The organism is Streptomyces sp. NPDC015139, assembly GCF_043079785.1.
In the GTDB taxonomy this organism is placed as follows: domain Bacteria; phylum Actinomycetota; class Actinomycetes; order Streptomycetales; family Streptomycetaceae; genus Streptomyces; species Streptomyces albidocamelliae.
Genome location: NZ_JBIBUW010000003.1, coordinates 461,308 through 475,314, shown reverse-complemented (window position 1 = coordinate 475,314; position 14,007 = coordinate 461,308). Strand labels below are relative to the sequence as shown.

General features: G+C 71.3%; 16 protein-coding genes. 7 read left to right on the top strand and 9 right to left on the bottom strand.

Annotated elements, in window-relative coordinates:
* Positions 1 to 206: 206 nt before the first annotated feature.
* Entirely contained in the window at positions 207 to 1,877 is a 1,671-nt protein-coding gene (locus ACF08B_RS10890; protein ID WP_392317036.1) for a fumarate hydratase, read from the bottom strand.
* A gap of 189 nt (positions 1,878 to 2,066) precedes the next feature.
* Between ACF08B_RS10890 and ACF08B_RS10885 the strand changes: the two genes are divergently transcribed.
* Together ACF08B_RS10885 and ACF08B_RS10880 are read left to right on the top strand one after the other, a co-directional pair.
* Positions 2,067 to 2,768: a DUF1707 domain-containing protein gene (locus ACF08B_RS10885; RefSeq protein WP_392317035.1), complete on the top strand. Its 702-nt coding sequence runs from the start codon at positions 2,067 to 2,069 to the stop codon at positions 2,766 to 2,768.
* A gap of 177 nt (positions 2,769 to 2,945) precedes the next feature.
* Positions 2,946 to 3,323, top strand: coding sequence for a WhiB family transcriptional regulator (locus ACF08B_RS10880; RefSeq protein ID WP_093475044.1), 378 nt, complete (start codon positions 2,946 to 2,948; stop codon positions 3,321 to 3,323).
* A gap of 87 nt (positions 3,324 to 3,410) precedes the next feature.
* Here ACF08B_RS10880 and glpX read toward each other — a convergent pair whose 3' ends face one another.
* Positions 3,411 to 4,445: a class II fructose-bisphosphatase gene (glpX, locus tag ACF08B_RS10875; protein WP_073889167.1), complete on the bottom strand. Its 1,035-nt coding sequence runs from the start codon at positions 4,443 to 4,445 to the stop codon at positions 3,411 to 3,413.
* Between the two features lie 127 nt (positions 4,446 to 4,572).
* On the opposite strand from glpX, the gene ACF08B_RS10870 reads away from it, so the two are divergent.
* Entirely contained in the window at positions 4,573 to 5,100 is a 528-nt protein-coding gene (locus tag ACF08B_RS10870) for a DUF4245 domain-containing protein (RefSeq protein ID WP_392317034.1), read from the top strand.
* 129 nt (positions 5,101 to 5,229) lie between these two features.
* Here ACF08B_RS10870 and ACF08B_RS10865 read toward each other — a convergent pair whose 3' ends face one another.
* The 3 genes from ACF08B_RS10865 to xseA form a co-directional block, all read right to left on the bottom strand.
* Entirely contained in the window at positions 5,230 to 5,820 is a 591-nt protein-coding gene (locus ACF08B_RS10865; RefSeq protein WP_392317033.1) for a malonic semialdehyde reductase, read from the bottom strand.
* Between the two features lie 131 nt (positions 5,821 to 5,951).
* Positions 5,952 to 6,179, bottom strand: coding sequence for an exodeoxyribonuclease VII small subunit (locus ACF08B_RS10860; RefSeq protein WP_093475038.1), 228 nt, complete (start codon positions 6,177 to 6,179; stop codon positions 5,952 to 5,954).
* On the bottom strand, positions 6,176 to 7,384 hold the full coding sequence (gene xseA / locus ACF08B_RS10855) for an exodeoxyribonuclease VII large subunit (RefSeq protein ID WP_392317032.1): 1,209 nt from the start codon (positions 7,382 to 7,384) through the stop codon (positions 6,176 to 6,178). Before xseA ends, ACF08B_RS10860 begins: the two co-directional genes overlap by 4 nt.
* A gap of 479 nt (positions 7,385 to 7,863) precedes the next feature.
* Between xseA and ACF08B_RS10850 the strand changes: the two genes are divergently transcribed.
* Positions 7,864 to 8,889, top strand: coding sequence for a 4-hydroxy-3-methylbut-2-enyl diphosphate reductase (locus tag ACF08B_RS10850; protein ID WP_093475035.1), 1,026 nt, complete (start codon positions 7,864 to 7,866; stop codon positions 8,887 to 8,889).
* A gap of 64 nt (positions 8,890 to 8,953) precedes the next feature.
* Entirely contained in the window at positions 8,954 to 9,721 is a 768-nt protein-coding gene (gene ppgK, locus ACF08B_RS10845; RefSeq protein ID WP_392317031.1) for a polyphosphate--glucose phosphotransferase, read from the top strand.
* 92 nt (positions 9,722 to 9,813) lie between these two features.
* Here the strand turns inward: ppgK and ACF08B_RS10840 are convergent, their stop codons facing one another.
* Positions 9,814 to 10,362 (bottom strand): DUF6542 domain-containing protein, encoded by a 549-nt coding sequence (locus ACF08B_RS10840; protein ID WP_392317030.1) that lies wholly within the window; start codon positions 10,360 to 10,362, stop codon positions 9,814 to 9,816.
* A 181-nt stretch (positions 10,363 to 10,543) separates the two neighbouring features.
* On the opposite strand from ACF08B_RS10840, the gene ychF reads away from it, so the two are divergent.
* The gene (gene ychF / locus ACF08B_RS10835) at positions 10,544 to 11,632 is read left to right on the top strand and encodes a redox-regulated ATPase YchF (RefSeq protein WP_093475032.1); all 1,089 of its coding nucleotides are present in this window, start codon (positions 10,544 to 10,546) and stop codon (positions 11,630 to 11,632) included.
* Positions 11,633 to 11,734: 102 nt separating this feature from the next.
* On the opposite strand, the gene ACF08B_RS10830 is transcribed toward ychF, so the two are convergent.
* From ACF08B_RS10830 to ACF08B_RS10820, 3 genes are all read right to left on the bottom strand, one after another.
* Positions 11,735 to 11,998: a type II toxin-antitoxin system RelE/ParE family toxin gene (locus ACF08B_RS10830; RefSeq protein ID WP_392317029.1), complete on the bottom strand. Its 264-nt coding sequence runs from the start codon at positions 11,996 to 11,998 to the stop codon at positions 11,735 to 11,737.
* A complete protein-coding gene (locus ACF08B_RS10825) occupies positions 11,991 to 12,260 on the bottom strand; it encodes a type II toxin-antitoxin system Phd/YefM family antitoxin (protein WP_392317028.1) in 270 nt (89 codons plus the stop codon). Before ACF08B_RS10825 ends, ACF08B_RS10830 begins: the two co-directional genes overlap by 8 nt.
* Before the next feature lie 160 nt (positions 12,261 to 12,420).
* Positions 12,421 to 13,404: an SMP-30/gluconolactonase/LRE family protein gene (locus tag ACF08B_RS10820; RefSeq protein WP_392317027.1), complete on the bottom strand. Its 984-nt coding sequence runs from the start codon at positions 13,402 to 13,404 to the stop codon at positions 12,421 to 12,423.
* A gap of 158 nt (positions 13,405 to 13,562) precedes the next feature.
* Here ACF08B_RS10820 and ACF08B_RS10815 point away from each other — a divergent pair, with 158 nt between their 5' ends.
* Positions 13,563 to 14,003 (top strand): MarR family winged helix-turn-helix transcriptional regulator, encoded by a 441-nt coding sequence (locus ACF08B_RS10815; RefSeq protein WP_256339485.1) that lies wholly within the window; start codon positions 13,563 to 13,565, stop codon positions 14,001 to 14,003.
* Positions 14,004 to 14,007 lie beyond the last annotated feature (4 nt).

The following is a 14,007-nucleotide window of genomic DNA, read 5'->3' as shown; positions in this document are numbered from 1 at the left end:
GTTCGACTTGTTCGGCGGACGGCACCACTCAGCCCGTCCGGCGTTTGAGCACGAGGCCGTTCGGGCCGAACGGGGTCCGGGGCGGAGTCCCGGCGGGGACCCAAGGGGCGGAGCCCCCGGGAACGGGGTCGAAGGGGCGGCAGCCCCTGGAGACGGGATGGGCAGGGGCGGCGGGGGCGAGATCCGTCCCCGCCGCACCGATGGCACTACGCCAGGCCAGGGCCCCGCACCGGAATCGACGTGAACGTCGGCTGGGGCGCCGGGTCCTGGAAGAAGTCGTTGCCCTTGTCGTCCACGACGACGAACGCCGGGAAGTCCTCGACCTCGATCTTCCAGACCGCCTCCATGCCCAGCTCCTCGTACTCCAGGACCTCGACCTTCTTGATGCAGTCCTGGGCGAGGCGGGCGGCGGGGCCGCCGATGGAGCCGAGGTAGAAGCCGCCGTGGGCGCCGCACGCGTCGGTGACCTGCTTGCTGCGGTTGCCCTTGGCGAGCATCACCTTGGAGCCGCCCGCCGCCTGGAACTGCTCCACGTAGGAGTCCATACGGCCGGCCGTCGTCGGGCCGAAGGAGCCGGACGCGTAGCCCTCGGGGGTCTTGGCCGGGCCGGCGTAGTAGACCGGGTGGTCCTTCAGGTACTGCGGCATCCCCTCGCCCGCGTCCAGCCGCTCCTTGATCTTCGCGTGCGCGATGTCCCGGGCGACGACCAGCGGGCCGGTCAGCGACAGCCGGGTCTTGACCGGGTACTTCGTCAGCTCGGCGAGGATCGTGTCCATCGGCTGGTTCAGGTCGATCTTCACCACGTCGGAGGACTCGTCGAGGTGCTCGTCGGTCGTCTCCGGCAGGAACCGCGCCGGGTCGGTCTCCAGCTGCTCCAGGAAGACGCCCTCGGCGGTGATCTTCGCGACCGCCTGGCGGTCGGCGGAGCAGGAGACGGCGATGGCGACCGGGCAGGAGGCGCCGTGCCGGGGCAGGCGGACCACGCGGACGTCGTGGCAGAAGTACTTGCCGCCGAACTGCGCGCCGATGCCGATCCTCTGGGTCAGCTCGAAGACCTTCTCCTCCAGCTCCTTGTCCCGGAAGCCGTGGCCCAGCGGGGAGCCCTCGGAGGGCAGCTCGTCCAGGTAGTGCGCGGAGGCGTACTTCGCGGTCTTCAGCGCGTACTCGGCGCTCGTGCCGCCGACGACGATCGCCAGGTGGTACGGCGGGCAGGCGGCCGTACCGAGCGAACGGATCTTCTCCTCCAGGAACTTCATCATGGAGGTCTCGTTCAGGACGGCCTTCGTCTCCTGGTACAGGAAGGACTTGTTGGCCGAGCCGCCGCCCTTGGCCATGAACAGGAACTTGTAGGCGCCGCCGTCGGTCGCGTACAGCTCGATCTGGGCCGGCAGGTTGGAGCCGGTGTTCTTCTCCTCCCACATGGTGAGCGGAGCCATCTGCGAGTAGCGCAGGTTGAGGTTCAGGTACGCGTCGTAGATGCCGCGGCTCAGCGCCGCCTCGTCGCCGCCCTCGGTCAGCACGTTCTGGCCGCGCTTGCCCATGACGATCGCCGTGCCGGTGTCCTGGCACATCGGGAGCACACCGGCCGCCGCGATGTTCGCGTTCTTCAGCAGGTCCAGCGCGACGAACTTGTCGTTGCCCGACGCCTCGGGGTCGTCGATGATGCGGCGGAGCTGGGCGAGGTGGGCGGGGCGCAGGTAGTGCTGGATGTCGTGGATCGCCTCCTCGGCGAGCTTGCGCAGCGCCTCGGGCTCGACCTTGAGGAACGTCCGCCCGTCGGGCCCCTCGACCGTGGAGACGCCCTCGGACGTCACCAGCCGGTACGGGGTGGTGTCCTCTCCCTGGGGGAGCAGATCGGTGTACGCGAACTCAGGCATCTCAGCCCATTCCTCACTCTGACGGACGGCGCCCGCCGACGCTGGCGGGCCTCACCAGCCTAGAACCTGCCGCGGACACGGAACCTGTGAGGTAGGGCTCAGTAGGTGTGAGGTGGCGCTCAGCGGCGGACGCGACCGGGCCGCCCCACCCCCTAGTCGCGATCTATCGCGTTTCGGTACGCTGCTGCCGTGGACCTTCAGAAGCCCGCCCCCATCCAGGACGCCGGACCGAGCGTCTCCGAACTGCGCGCCTCGGACGCCGACCGCGACCGGGTCGCCGACATGCTCCGCGAGGCCCTCGCCGAGGGCCGGCTGACCGCCGACGAGCACGCCGAGCGCGTCGAGGGAGTACTGCACGCCAAGACGGTGGGCGAGCTGGAGGTCTTCATCCGGGACCTGCCCGCCGGCCACCGGCAGCGGTCCGCTCCCGCCTACGCGCCGGTCCCGTCCCGGCCGACGCCGGGCGCGGTGCCGGCCGAGGCCGACGCCAACGTGGTGGCCGTGTTCAGCAGCGCCATGCGCCGCGGCCGCTGGCGCGCCGGCCGCCGGCTGCACGCGTACGCGATCTTCGGTTCGGTCGAGATCGACCTCAGCGAGGCGCTCTTCGAGTACCAGCAGGTCGTCATCAAGGCCGTGTCGGTCTTCGGCGACGTCCAGATCCGCGTCCCGGAGAACATCTCGCTGCGCGGCACCGGCGGCGGCGTCCTGGGCAACTTCGAGGTCAGCCCGCTGGACTCGGGCGAGCCCGACGCCCCGGTCGTCTACGTCGACGGCTGGGCCGTCCTCGGCAACGTCGAGGCGCACCCGAAGCGCGGCAGGCTCGTGGCGGACATCCTGGAGCGGGTCCACGACAAGGTCGACCGCAAGCTGCGCAAGCACCTGGACCGCTGACGGCGTGGCCCGCCCGCCGGGTCGCCGGAAGGTCCCGGTCCGTCCGCGGCGGCGGTGCGGGGGCGTGAACGGGCCACCGCACGCCCGCGATCGGAAACGCTGTGCATAGGCACGCGCACAGCGGGTAGGCCTTGCTGCATCGTCTCTCGCTCGCGAAGCCGTCGTCAGGAGTAGACCGTGCTGCAACCGCCGCATTCGTCCTTGCAGGTAGCTGCTGTGCCGGCCCAGCGGGGACCGGCACAGGACAGGGACCAGGACGCCCCGTGGCACACCGAGGCGGTCTGCCGGCGCGACGAGGCCGGCCTGTTCTTCGCCCCGTCGAAGGAACCCACCGCCGCCCGGCTGTCCCGCGAGGAGGCCGCCAAGCGTGTCTGCGCCCGCTGCCCGGTCATGGTCGAGTGCCGCGAACACGCCCTGCTCCAGCCCGAGCCGTACGGCGTCTGGGGCGGCCTCACGGCGGCCGAGCGCCGTGTGGTCCTGGCCCGGCGCCGCCGCCGGGAGATGGACCTGAAGAAGGCGGCGCGGGCGACGGCCGCGAACCGCATAGCGGGCTGAACCTAAGACGGCTGCGGCCGCTCCGCACCGGCGGCGCGGCCGGTCTCCCGCACCGCCGGGGGCCGGCCGGCCCCCGGACGGCAGGCGCTACTTGGCCCGGTCGAAGTCCACCGCGCTGTAGGCGCGCAGCTTGCGCAGCCGGTGCTCGGAGTCGATCCGCCGTACCGTCCCGGACTTCGACCGCATCACGATCGACTCGGTCAGGGCGGTCTCCGAGCGGTACCGCACGCCGCGCAGCAGCTCACCGTCGGTGATGCCGGTCGCCACGAAGAAGACGTTCTCCCCGGAGACCAGGTCGTCCGTCGTGAGCACCCGGTCCAGGTCGTGCCCGGCGTCGATGGCCCGCTGCCGCTCCTCGTCGTCCTTGGGCCACAGCTTGCCCTGGATCGTGCCGCCGAGGCACTTCACGGCGCAGGCGGAGATGATGCCCTCGGGGGTGCCGCCGACACCGAGCAGCAGGTCGACGCCGGTGCCCTCGCGCAGCGCGTACACCGAGCCGGCGACATCGCCGTCCGAGATCAGCTTGATGCGCGCGCCGGCCTCGCGGACCTCGCGGATCAGGCCCTCGTGCCGGGGCCGGTCCAGGATGACGACGGTGACGTCCTCCGGCGCGGACCGCTTGGCCTTGGCGATCCGGCGGATGTTCACCTCCACCGGCGCGTTGATGTCGACGAAGTCCGCCGCCTCGGGGCCCGTGACCAGCTTGTCCATGTAGAACACGGCGGACGGGTCGAACATGGCGCCGCGCTCGGCGGCGGCGAGGACAGCGATCGCGTTCGGCATGCCCTTGGCCGTCAGCGTGGTGCCGTCGATCGGGTCGACGGCGATGTCGACCTCGGGTCCGGTGCCGTCGCCCACCTGCTCCCCGTTGAAGAGCATCGGGGCCTCGTCCTTCTCACCCTCGCCGATGACGACGACGCCGTTCATCGAGACGGTCGAGACGAGGGTCCGCATCGCGCGCACCGCGGCACCGTCGGCGCCGTTCTTGTCGCCGCGCCCCACCCAGCGGCCCGCTGCCATCGCGGCGGCTTCGGTCACCCGGACGAGCTCCAGGGCGAGGTTGCGGTCGGGAGCCTCGGAGGGAACATCGAGCTCGGACGGCAGGTGATGATTTTCGGTCATCGGAGCGCACCTTTCTGATACGACGACGGCCGGATGAGGGTCTTCGCCCCGACTCTATCGTTAGGCCGACAAAATGAGCAGGGGACCCCACGGATGAGCGCTTGGGGCACCTGCGACGATAGGGGGCGTGGCAGGTTCGAAAGGCAAGCAGCAGACGGCCCGGGACATGATCCTCTCCCTGGCCCTCATCGGGATCGCGGCGGCGGTCGTCTATTTCCTCAGCATCCCGCACGACGATCACGCTCCCGAACTCAAGCGGGTCGACTATAAGGTCGAGCTGTCCACGGCCCGGCGCGCGGTGAGCTACCCGGTGGCCGCGCCCGAAGGACTGCCGAGTACCTGGAAGGCGACCTCCGTACGCTTCCAGGGCGAGAAGGACGACCGCTGGCACCTGGGTTTCCAGACCCCCGACGGGCAGTACGTGCAGGTCGAGCAGTCCGCTCAGAAGCCTTCCCGTTTCATCGACGCGGCCAGTCAGGGCGCGGCGGCGACCAAGCGGACCGACCGGATCGGCGACCGCACCTGGATCCGCTACACCGGCGGCCGCTACGACGCCCTGGTCCTCCAGGGCACGCCCGGTTCCACGACGGTGGTGGCCGGTACGGCGTCCTTCGCCGACCTGACGAAGATGGCGGCGGCGCTGAAGATGCGGTAGGCGCCCGGCCGTGCCCCGCGGGCCTGCCCGCGCGCCGCACGGCGATTGCGCAGGAAAGAGGCCCCCGGCGATGCCGGGGGCCTCTTCCATGGGTGCGTGCGCGCCGGCCTCACCGGCCGGCGGTACGGCTCAGACGGTGGTGACGACGTCCTCGAACGCCAGCCGCGGGGAGCGCGGGAACCAGGCGTCCGTGCCCGGCTTGCCGATGTTGACGACCATCAGCGGGGTGTGGTCGTCGTCCAGGAACTCCTTCTGGACGCCCGCGAAGTCGAGACCGGTCATCGGGCCGGCGGCGAGACCGGCGGCGCGGACGCCGATGATGAAGTAGGCGGCCTGGAGGGCGGCGTTCAGGGCGGCGGCACCCTCGCGGGCCGGGCGCTCCGAGAAGAAGACGTCCTTGGCGGCCGGGAAGTGCGGGAAGAGGGCCGGCAGCTCCTCGTGGAACTCGTTGTCCGCGGAGAGGATGGCGACCAGCGGGGCGGTGGCCGTCTTCGGCTGGTTGCCCTCGGCCATGTGCTGCACGAGGCGCTCGCGGGCCTCGGCGGAACGGACCAGGGTGATGCGCAGCGGCGACTGGTTGAAGGCGGTCGGGCCGTACTTGACCAGGTCGTAGATCGCCTGGACCTGCTCGTCGGTCACCGGCTCGTCGGTGAAGGTGTTCGCGGTGCGGGCCTCGCGGAACAGCAGGTCCTGGGCAGCGGGGTCAAGAACGAGAGACATGCGTGACTTCCTCAGGTGTGCGTCCGGCCCGGAGTCCCGGACCGGCTGACGGCACGACCTTACGACAAAGAAGTTCAAGGTTCAACAAACCTCGGGATGCGGTGATCCGCTTCACAGCCTCCCGGGTCCGTCTACTCGGTGTCCTCGCCCTCGGACTCCTCCTCGGCCAGCGCCGCGTCCAGCCGCGCCCGCGCCCCCTCCAGCCAGCGCCGGCACACCTTGGCCAGCTCCTCGCCGCGCTCCCACAGCGCCAGGGACTCCTCCAGCGTCGTACCGCCCGCCTCCAGCCGCCGTACGACCTCGACCAGCTCGTCCCGTGCCTGCTCGTACGAGAGCGTCTCGTCCGCCTTGCCCGTCATTCCCCTACCTTCACTGTGAATTCGCCGTCGGCGACACGGGCGCGCAGCGCCTCGCCCCGCGCGACCTCCTCCGGATCCCGGACCGCGTGCCCGTCGGCCTTCTGGAGCACCGCGTAACCCCGCTTGAGCGTCGCCGCGGGGGAGAGGGCCACCACGCGCGCGTGGGTGTGCGTCAGCTCCGAGTCCGCGCGGTCCAGCAGATGGCCGAGCGTCCGCCGGCTCCGCTCGGCCAGGGAGGCCACGTGATCGGCCCGCTCGTCGACCATGCGGTGCGGGTCCTCCATGCAGGGCCGGGCCAGCGCGTGCGCGAGGCCCCGCTCCTCCCGCTCCAGCGAGGCGTTCACGCAGCGCCGCGCGCGGTCCCGGAGCATCCGCACGCGCTCGAACTCCTCGCCCACGTCCGGCACGACCTTCTTCGCCGCGTCCGTCGGGGTGGAGGCGCGCAGGTCGGCGACATGGTCCAGGAGCGGATTGTCCGGTTCGTGCCCGATGGCCGACACGACGGGCGTACGGCACTGCGACACCGCCCGTACGAGCTGCTCGTCGGAGAAGGGCAGCAGGTCCTCCACGCTGCCCCCGCCGCGGGCGACGATGATGACGTCCACGCCGTCCGTCTCGTCCAGCTCCTTGACCGCCTGCACGACCTGCGGCACCGCGTGCACGCCCTGGACGGGGACGTTGCGCACCTCGAAGCGGACGGCGGGCCAGCGGTGCCGGGCGTTCTCCAGCACGTCCCGCTCCGCCGCGGAGGCCCGGCCGCACACCAGCCCGATCAGCTGCGGCAGGAACGGCAGCGGCTTCTTCCGCTCCGGCGCGAACAGCCCCTCGGCCGCGAGCGCCTTCTTCAGCCGCTCCAGCCGCGCCAGCAGCTCACCGACGCCGACGGGCCTTATCTCGGCGGCCCGCAGCGACAGCTGGCCGCGCGGGGCGTACCACTCGGGCTTCGCCAGGACCACGACACGCGCGCCCTCGCCGACGACGTCGGCGACAGCGTCGAAGACCTGCCGGTAGCAGGTCACGCTGACCGACATGTCGTGCGACGGGTCGCGCAGCGTCATGAACACGACGCCTGCGCCGGGCCGCCGCGACAACTGCGTGATCTGCCCCTCGACCCACACCGCCCCGAGCCGGTCGATCCAGCCCCCGATCATCCGGGACACCTCGCCGACGGGCAGCGGCGCTTCGGGGGACGTGTTGACAGCCATGCGCCCGAGCGTATCGGCCGGTACCGACAGCGAGGGGCCGCCGTCCTGCGGTGCCTCCGCCCGGCCGCGGGGCGGCGGTGGCCGCGCACGGTTCTCCGCGTCCGCGGGCAGCCGCGGTGCCGCCGGCTCCGGGCACCGGCGCCACTCAGTCATCGGCGGGCTTCGTCGGGGGGTGCCGTGGGGCGAGCGGGAGCAGGCCGCCGCTGAGCAGCGAGGCCCCGCCGGTCGGCCGGGCGGAGCCGCGAGCGCCACCGCACCGTGCGACCGGGTGTCCAGCGTGCCGGACGCCCCGACCGGGGCCGTCGGCGCGATGGACGGCAGCCCGTGGGCCGCCGGGTCCCGTACGCCGAGACCGCGCCGCCGCAGCCCGGCGTGCGTGTCGGTCGCGGAGGCGGCCGTACCGGTGTCGGACAGGGGATCCGGTGTTCCCCGCGGGCGAGCGGGGACGCGATCTCTGCGCCACCGAACGCGGCCTTACGATGGGACGCATGACCGCTTCGCCTGGCCGCCGTGTCCTGCTCGCCGCCCCCCGGGGCTACTGCGCCGGTGTGGACCGCGCCGTGATCGCCGTCGAGAAGGCCCTCGAGCAGTACGGGGCCCCGATCTACGTCCGGCACGAGATCGTCCACAACAAGTACGTCGTGCAGACCCTGGAGAAGAAGGGCGCCGTCTTCGTCGAGCGGACGGAGGAGGTGCCGCCCGGCAACATCGTCATGTTCTCGGCGCACGGCGTCGCCCCCGTCGTGCACGAGGAGGCCCGGCAGGGCCGCCTCGCCACCATCGACGCCACCTGCCCGCTGGTCACCAAGGTGCACAAGGAAGCCGTCCGCTACGCGAACGACGACTTCGACATCCTCCTGATCGGGCACGAGGGCCACGAGGAGGTCATCGGCACCTCCGGCGAGGCCCCCGACCACATCCAGCTCGTCGACGGTCCCGAGGACGTCGCCAAGGTCGAGGTCCGCGACCCGTCGAAGGTCGTGTGGCTGTCCCAGACCACCCTGTCCGTCGACGAGACGATGGAGACCGTCGACGCCCTGAAGACCAAGTTCCCCGGGCTCGTCTCCCCGCCCAGCGACGACATCTGCTACGCCACGCAGAACCGCCAGCTCGCCGTGAAGCAGATGGGCGCCGAGGCCGAGCTGGTCATCGTCGTCGGCTCGCGCAACTCCTCCAACTCCAAGCGGCTGGTCGAGGTCGCCAAGCTGGCCGGCTCCCGCGCCGCCTACCTGGTGGACTTCGCCGACGAGGTCGACGAGGCCTGGCTGGAGGGCGTCACCACGGTCGGTGTCACCTCCGGCGCCTCCGTGCCCGAGGTGCTGGTCGAGCAGGTCCTGGAGTGGCTCGCCGAGCGCGGCTACGGCGACGTGGAGATCGTCAAGGCGGCCGAGGAGTCCATCACCTTCTCGCTGCCCAAGGAACTGCGCCGGGACCTGCGCGACGAGGCGGCCACCCTGGTCGCCGAACGCGGCGGCTCGGGCGCCACGGGCACCGCCGCCGAGTGACGGCCGGCGGATCACCCCGCCGCTCACCGTAGTGACCGTCAGTGGTCCGTCGTAACGTGGTGCCATGCAGATCTTCGGCGTGGACATCGGTGGATCCGGGATCAAGGGCGCCCCTGTGGACCTGGACGAGGGCACCCTGGCCCAGGAGCGCTGCAAGGTGCTCACCCCGCATCCGGCGACGCCCGACGGCGTGGCCGACGGGGTCAAGCAGGTCATCGACCACTTCGGCTGGACCGGCCCCGTCGGGCTGACCTTCCCCGGAGTGGTCACCGGCGGCGCCACGGTCCGCACGGCGGCGAACGTCGACAAGAGCTGGATCGACACCGACGCGCGCGCCCTGTTCGGCGGCAAGCTCGGCGGCCTGCCGGTGACCGTGGTCAACGACGCCGACGCGGCGGGCGTCGCCGAGATGCAGTTCGGCGCCGGGCGGGACCGTCGGGGCACGGTCATCCTGCTCACCTTCGGCACCGGCATCGGCAGCGCCGTCTTCGTGGACGGCGTCCTCGTGCCGAACACGGAGCTGGGCCACCTGGAGCTGAACGGCCACGACGCGGAGACGCGCGCCTCCAGCAAGGCCAAGGACGACCACGACCTGAGCTGGCAGCAGTGGGCGCACCGCGTCCAGAAGTACCTCGCGCACGTCGAGATGCTGTTCTCGCCGGAGCTGTTCATCATCGGCGGCGGGGTCAGCCGCAAGTCCGACAAGTTCCTGCACCTCATCGAGGGCATCGAGGCCGAGATCGTCCCCGCGCAGCTGCAGAACAACGCGGGGATCGTGGGGGCGGCGATGAGAGCGGCCCAGGAGGGCCGGGGCCGGCAGGGCCGGGGCTAGCGGCGGCCGCCCCGCGGTACGGGGTCCCGCTCAGCCCCGCCGCCGGCGCCGCCGTACCCACGCGGCGGCCGCCCCGCGGTACGGGGTCCCGCTCAGCCCCGCCGCCGGCGCCGCCGTACCCACCGCACCCGGCGGACGAGCACGATCATCCCCGCCACGAGCGTCCCCCCGTACAGCCAGCCGGCCTGGGTGGCGAGGCCGGTGGCCAGCCCCACCATGCGGCCGGTCAGTCCCCCGTCGCCGTCGGCGACGGGGAGCAGCCCCACGACGAACGCGATCGGTACGACCACGGGCGCGGACAACACGTCCCCCTCGCGCACCCAGAGCGCGGTCAGCACGCACACCGGCAGGAACAGCACCCCGTACACGGTCAGGGATCCGTCGAACAGCAACCAGTCCAGGCAGCCGAGCAGGAACGTCGCCGCGCCGCAGAACAGACCGCTGCCGAGGCCGGTGAGCCGGAGGTCCGGCAGCCCCGGGCCCCGTGGCGCCTGCCGGGCGCCCCGGACCTGTCGTAACGGCCGTTCCGCCCGTCCGGGCCGTGCTCCGCCGGACCGGCGTCCGGCCTGCGACGGCAGAGAGCCGTGCGGCGTGCCACGTCGCCTTCCGTCGTTCGGGGGTCGCGTTCTGTGTTGCTCCACTGGACCAACTTAGGTCTGTTTATGTGTCGAATCGGCCCTCGGACACGCCGATGAGAGGAGGTTGGCCGGGCGTTCGACGCTCCCGCGAGGCCGCCCCCCGCGACGCCGTAGACTGGTGGATCGGCCAGTGTCTCCTGGCCCCTGGCAGCCCCTGGCCCACTCATCTACGGGAAGTCGCAACGTGTCGCTCACGATCGGAATCGTCGGCCTGCCGAATGTCGGCAAGTCGACCCTGTTCAACGCCCTGACCAAGAACGACGTGCTGGCGGCCAACTACCCGTTCGCCACGATCGAGCCGAACGTCGGCGTCGTCGGTGTGCCCGACGCCCGTCTCGCCCAGCTGGCCTCGATCTTCAAGTCGGAGCGCATCCTTCCGGCCACGGTCGACTTCGTGGACATCGCCGGCATCGTGCGCGGCGCGTCCGAGGGTGAGGGTCTGGGCAACAAGTTCCTCGCGAACATCCGTGAGTCCGACGCGATCTGCCAGGTCATCCGCGCCTTCAAGGACGAGAACGTCGTCCACGTCGACGGCAAGGTCTCGCCGAAGGACGACATCGAGACGATCAACACCGAGCTGATCCTCGCCGACCTCCAGACCATCGAGAAGGTCCTGCCCCGGCTCCAGAAGGAGTCGCGGATCAAGAAGGACGTCGCGCCCAAGGTCAAGGCCGTCGAGGAGGCCAAGGAGATCCTGGAGAAGGGCGACACGCTCTTCGCGCACGGCATCGTCCAGGGCACCGAGCGCAACGAGCTGCTGCACGACCTGCACCTGCTCACCACCAAGCCGTTCCTCTACGTCTTCAACGTCGACGAGGACGAACTGGTCGACGAGGACTTCAAGAACGAGCAGCGCGCCCTGGTCGCCCCCGCCGAGGCGATCTTCCTCAACGCCAAGCTGGAGCAGGACCTCGCCGAGCTGGACGAGGAGGACGCCCTGGAGCTGCTGGAGTCGGTGGGCGCCGAGGAGCCCGGCCTCGCCACCCTGGCCCGCGTCGGCTTCAACACCCTGGGCCTGCAGACCTATCTGACGGCCGGCCCCAAGGAATCCCGTGCCTGGACCATCAAGAAGGGCGCGACGGCTCCCGAGGCGGCCGGTGTCATCCACACCGACTTCCAGAAGGGCTTCATCAAGGCCGAGGTCATCTCCTTCGGCGACCTGGTCGACGCCGGCTCGGTGGCCGAGGCCCGCGCCAAGGGCAAGGCGCGCATGGAGGGCAAGGAGTACGTCATGCAGGACGGCGACGTGGTGGAGTTCCGCTTCAACGTGTAGTCGTACGCAGACTGTACGTTGGCATTGCGTCAACCGCGTAGGTCAGAAGGGGTCGGGCTCTGTCGAGTCCGACCCCTTCGTCGTCACCGTGGTCGGCAACAATCAGGTGTCGTGAACGCTGGACCGGTGCTCCACATGAACGACCCAGATCACCGGTTCCCCGTTGTCGATCGTGTAGACGACGCGGTGATCGCCGACCCGTAGGCGGCGGCGGTCTGGCTGGGACACGAGTGCAGTGGTGTTGAAGCCGAGCGGATCGCTTTCCAGCTCGGTCAGCTTGGCCAGGACGCGCAGCGCCATATCGCGGGGGATCTTCCGAAGTTCGGCCTGCGCCTCGGGGCGGAAGACGGTTCGGTACTCACTCACCGCGCGCCAGTGTCTCCCTCATGATGTCCTCGATCGGGATGCCGGGTGCGGGGCTGGCCATGCGCTCGTCGATGATCCGATTGATCTCGCGCTCTTCCCACTCCTGGTACTTGCGCAACACCTCGATGGAGACGACCGCGGCGACTTCCCTGCCTCGGCGCGTGATCACTGTGGGTACATCGTCGCGGTCTGCGCGCTCCACGACCTCCGCCAAGTGCGCGCGCACGTCGCGGATGGACTCCATGGGTAGCGGCCGCGTCATGCGCTCAAGTGTACCGAGTGTCCCATGTGTACACCACGGATGCTGGGCAGCGCGCCGACTCCCGTGCTGGATCTGTGCTGGACGAGTACCCGGGAAACCGCGTTGTCGCAGGTGGGCCGGCCTTCGCAGGAAGGCCACGTCGAATCGCCGCGGGCGGGGATCACAGCCCCGTCACCCGGGCGACCGTGAAAGGGGTCCCGGGGGTGCCCGGGCCCATCGGGCCGCCCTTGTCGAACTGGGAGCGGACCACCAGCAGGCCGTCGCGGTGGTGGGCCAGCGTGGTCGGAATCTGCAGGGCGGGGTCGGTCAGGGTGCGCCGGAGGCGGGCCGCGGTGCCGTCCGCCGACAGGTGCCAGCGGGTCAGGGTGTTGGTCGCGTTGTGCGCGGCCCACAGGGTGCGGCCCGTCAGTTCCAGGCCGTCGCCGTGCGCCAGGTCGCCGCCGTGCAGGGTGACCCGGCGCACCGATCCGTCGGCCACGGCGACCCGGTACAGGCCGCCGCCGGTCATGTCGACGGTGAAGAGCAGGCGTCCGGACGGGTCGGCGACGATGCCGTTCAGGGTGCAGGCCGCGCCGGGCTGCGGGGGCGCGGCCGCGCTCAGGTCGTAACGCGCCGTGAGGGGGGCGCGGCCGCCGCGGGCGCGGCTCACCTCGGCCGGGGTGACGCGGTACAGGAGCGGGCGGACGCTGTCGGTGACGTACGCCGTGCCGTCGGCGGTGATCGTGAGGTCGTTCAGGAAGCGCTGCTCGCCGTCCTGGACCTCGAAGCGGGCCAGCAGAGCGCGGTCCCGCAGGTCGTACACGTCGACGCCGGCGGTGGAGTCGATGACCCACAGGCGGCCCCTTCCGTCGACCTTCAGGCCGTTGGCGGTGGTCCGGCCGTCGGTGCCCGCGGGGAGGTACACCTCGGCGGTGCGGCTCCCGGCGGCGGCGCGGTAGACCGCGCCGGTGGTGAACGAGCCGACGTACGCGTCCCCGGTGCGCGGGTCAAGGGCGACGCCCTCGGGGTAGGCGCGCTCGCCGGGGAGGGTGAAGGCCGTGGAGACGCGCGGCCCGGCCGCCCGGGCTTGCCCGGGGGCGGCGACGGCCAGCGCGGCGGCCGTGGTGGCGGTCAGGAACGTGCGGCGGTGGATCGAACGGGACACGGGTGACAGTGCCTCTCAGGTTCGGTTGAGCCATTCCATGGATACGAGTACGAAGCTAAGTTAGGGGTCTAATGATCGTCAATACGTAAATGAGTCTGCGGGGTGGTGGGGGTACCAGGGGCGGCATGGATGTACGCGCCCGCTAGCATGCGCGGGTGATGACCTCCATGCCCGCGTCCGAGCGCCTCGGCTCCCACCTCAAGCGGGCCGAGCAGGCTCTCAACGCGACCAAGACCGCGGTGCTGAAGCCGGCGGGCGTGACGGTCGCCCAGTACGCCGCCCTGCTCCACCTCTCCGACAAGCCGGGCATCTCCGCGGCCGCCCTGGCCCGGCTGTGCGGGGTCACGCCGCCCACCATGACCACGGTCCTGAAGAACCTCCAGGACCGCGGCCTGATCGCGCGCACTCCGCACGAGTGGCACAGGAACGTCCTGGAGACCCGCCTCACCGACGAGGGCCGTGCCGTACTGGCCGACGCCGACGCCCGCGCCGTACGCGTGGAGCGGGCCCTCGCCGCCGAGTTCAGCGCCGAGGAGCGGGAGGCACTGGCCGCTCTCCTCGCCCGCTGTGTCGAAGTCCTGGAGGACCAGCGCCCCTGAGAGG

What these genes read in the sequence shown, in the direction of transcription:
- ppgK (WP_392317031.1), top strand. Translation starts at nt 8,954, where the DNA reads ATGCAGATCTTCGGCGTGGACATCGGTGGATCCGGGATCAAGGGCGCC.
- ACF08B_RS10815 (WP_256339485.1), top strand. Translation starts at nt 13,563, where the DNA reads ATGACCTCCATGCCCGCGTCCGAGCGCCTCGGCTCCCACCTCAAGCGG.
- glpX (WP_073889167.1), bottom strand. Translation starts at nt 4,445, where the DNA reads ATGACCGAAAATCATCACCTGCCGTCCGAGCTCGATGTTCCCTCCGAG.
- xseA (WP_392317032.1), bottom strand. Translation starts at nt 7,384, where the DNA reads ATGGCTGTCAACACGTCCCCCGAAGCGCCGCTGCCCGTCGGCGAGGTG.
- ACF08B_RS10890 (WP_392317036.1), bottom strand. Translation starts at nt 1,877, where the DNA reads ATGCCTGAGTTCGCGTACACCGATCTGCTCCCCCAGGGAGAGGACACC.
- ACF08B_RS10860 (WP_093475038.1), bottom strand. Translation starts at nt 6,179, where the DNA reads ATGACGGGCAAGGCGGACGAGACGCTCTCGTACGAGCAGGCACGGGAC.
- ACF08B_RS10850 (WP_093475035.1), top strand. Translation starts at nt 7,864, where the DNA reads ATGGGACGCATGACCGCTTCGCCTGGCCGCCGTGTCCTGCTCGCCGCC.
- ACF08B_RS10825 (WP_392317028.1), bottom strand. Translation starts at nt 12,260, where the DNA reads ATGACGCGGCCGCTACCCATGGAGTCCATCCGCGACGTGCGCGCGCAC.
- ACF08B_RS10865 (WP_392317033.1), bottom strand. Translation starts at nt 5,820, where the DNA reads ATGTCTCTCGTTCTTGACCCCGCTGCCCAGGACCTGCTGTTCCGCGAG.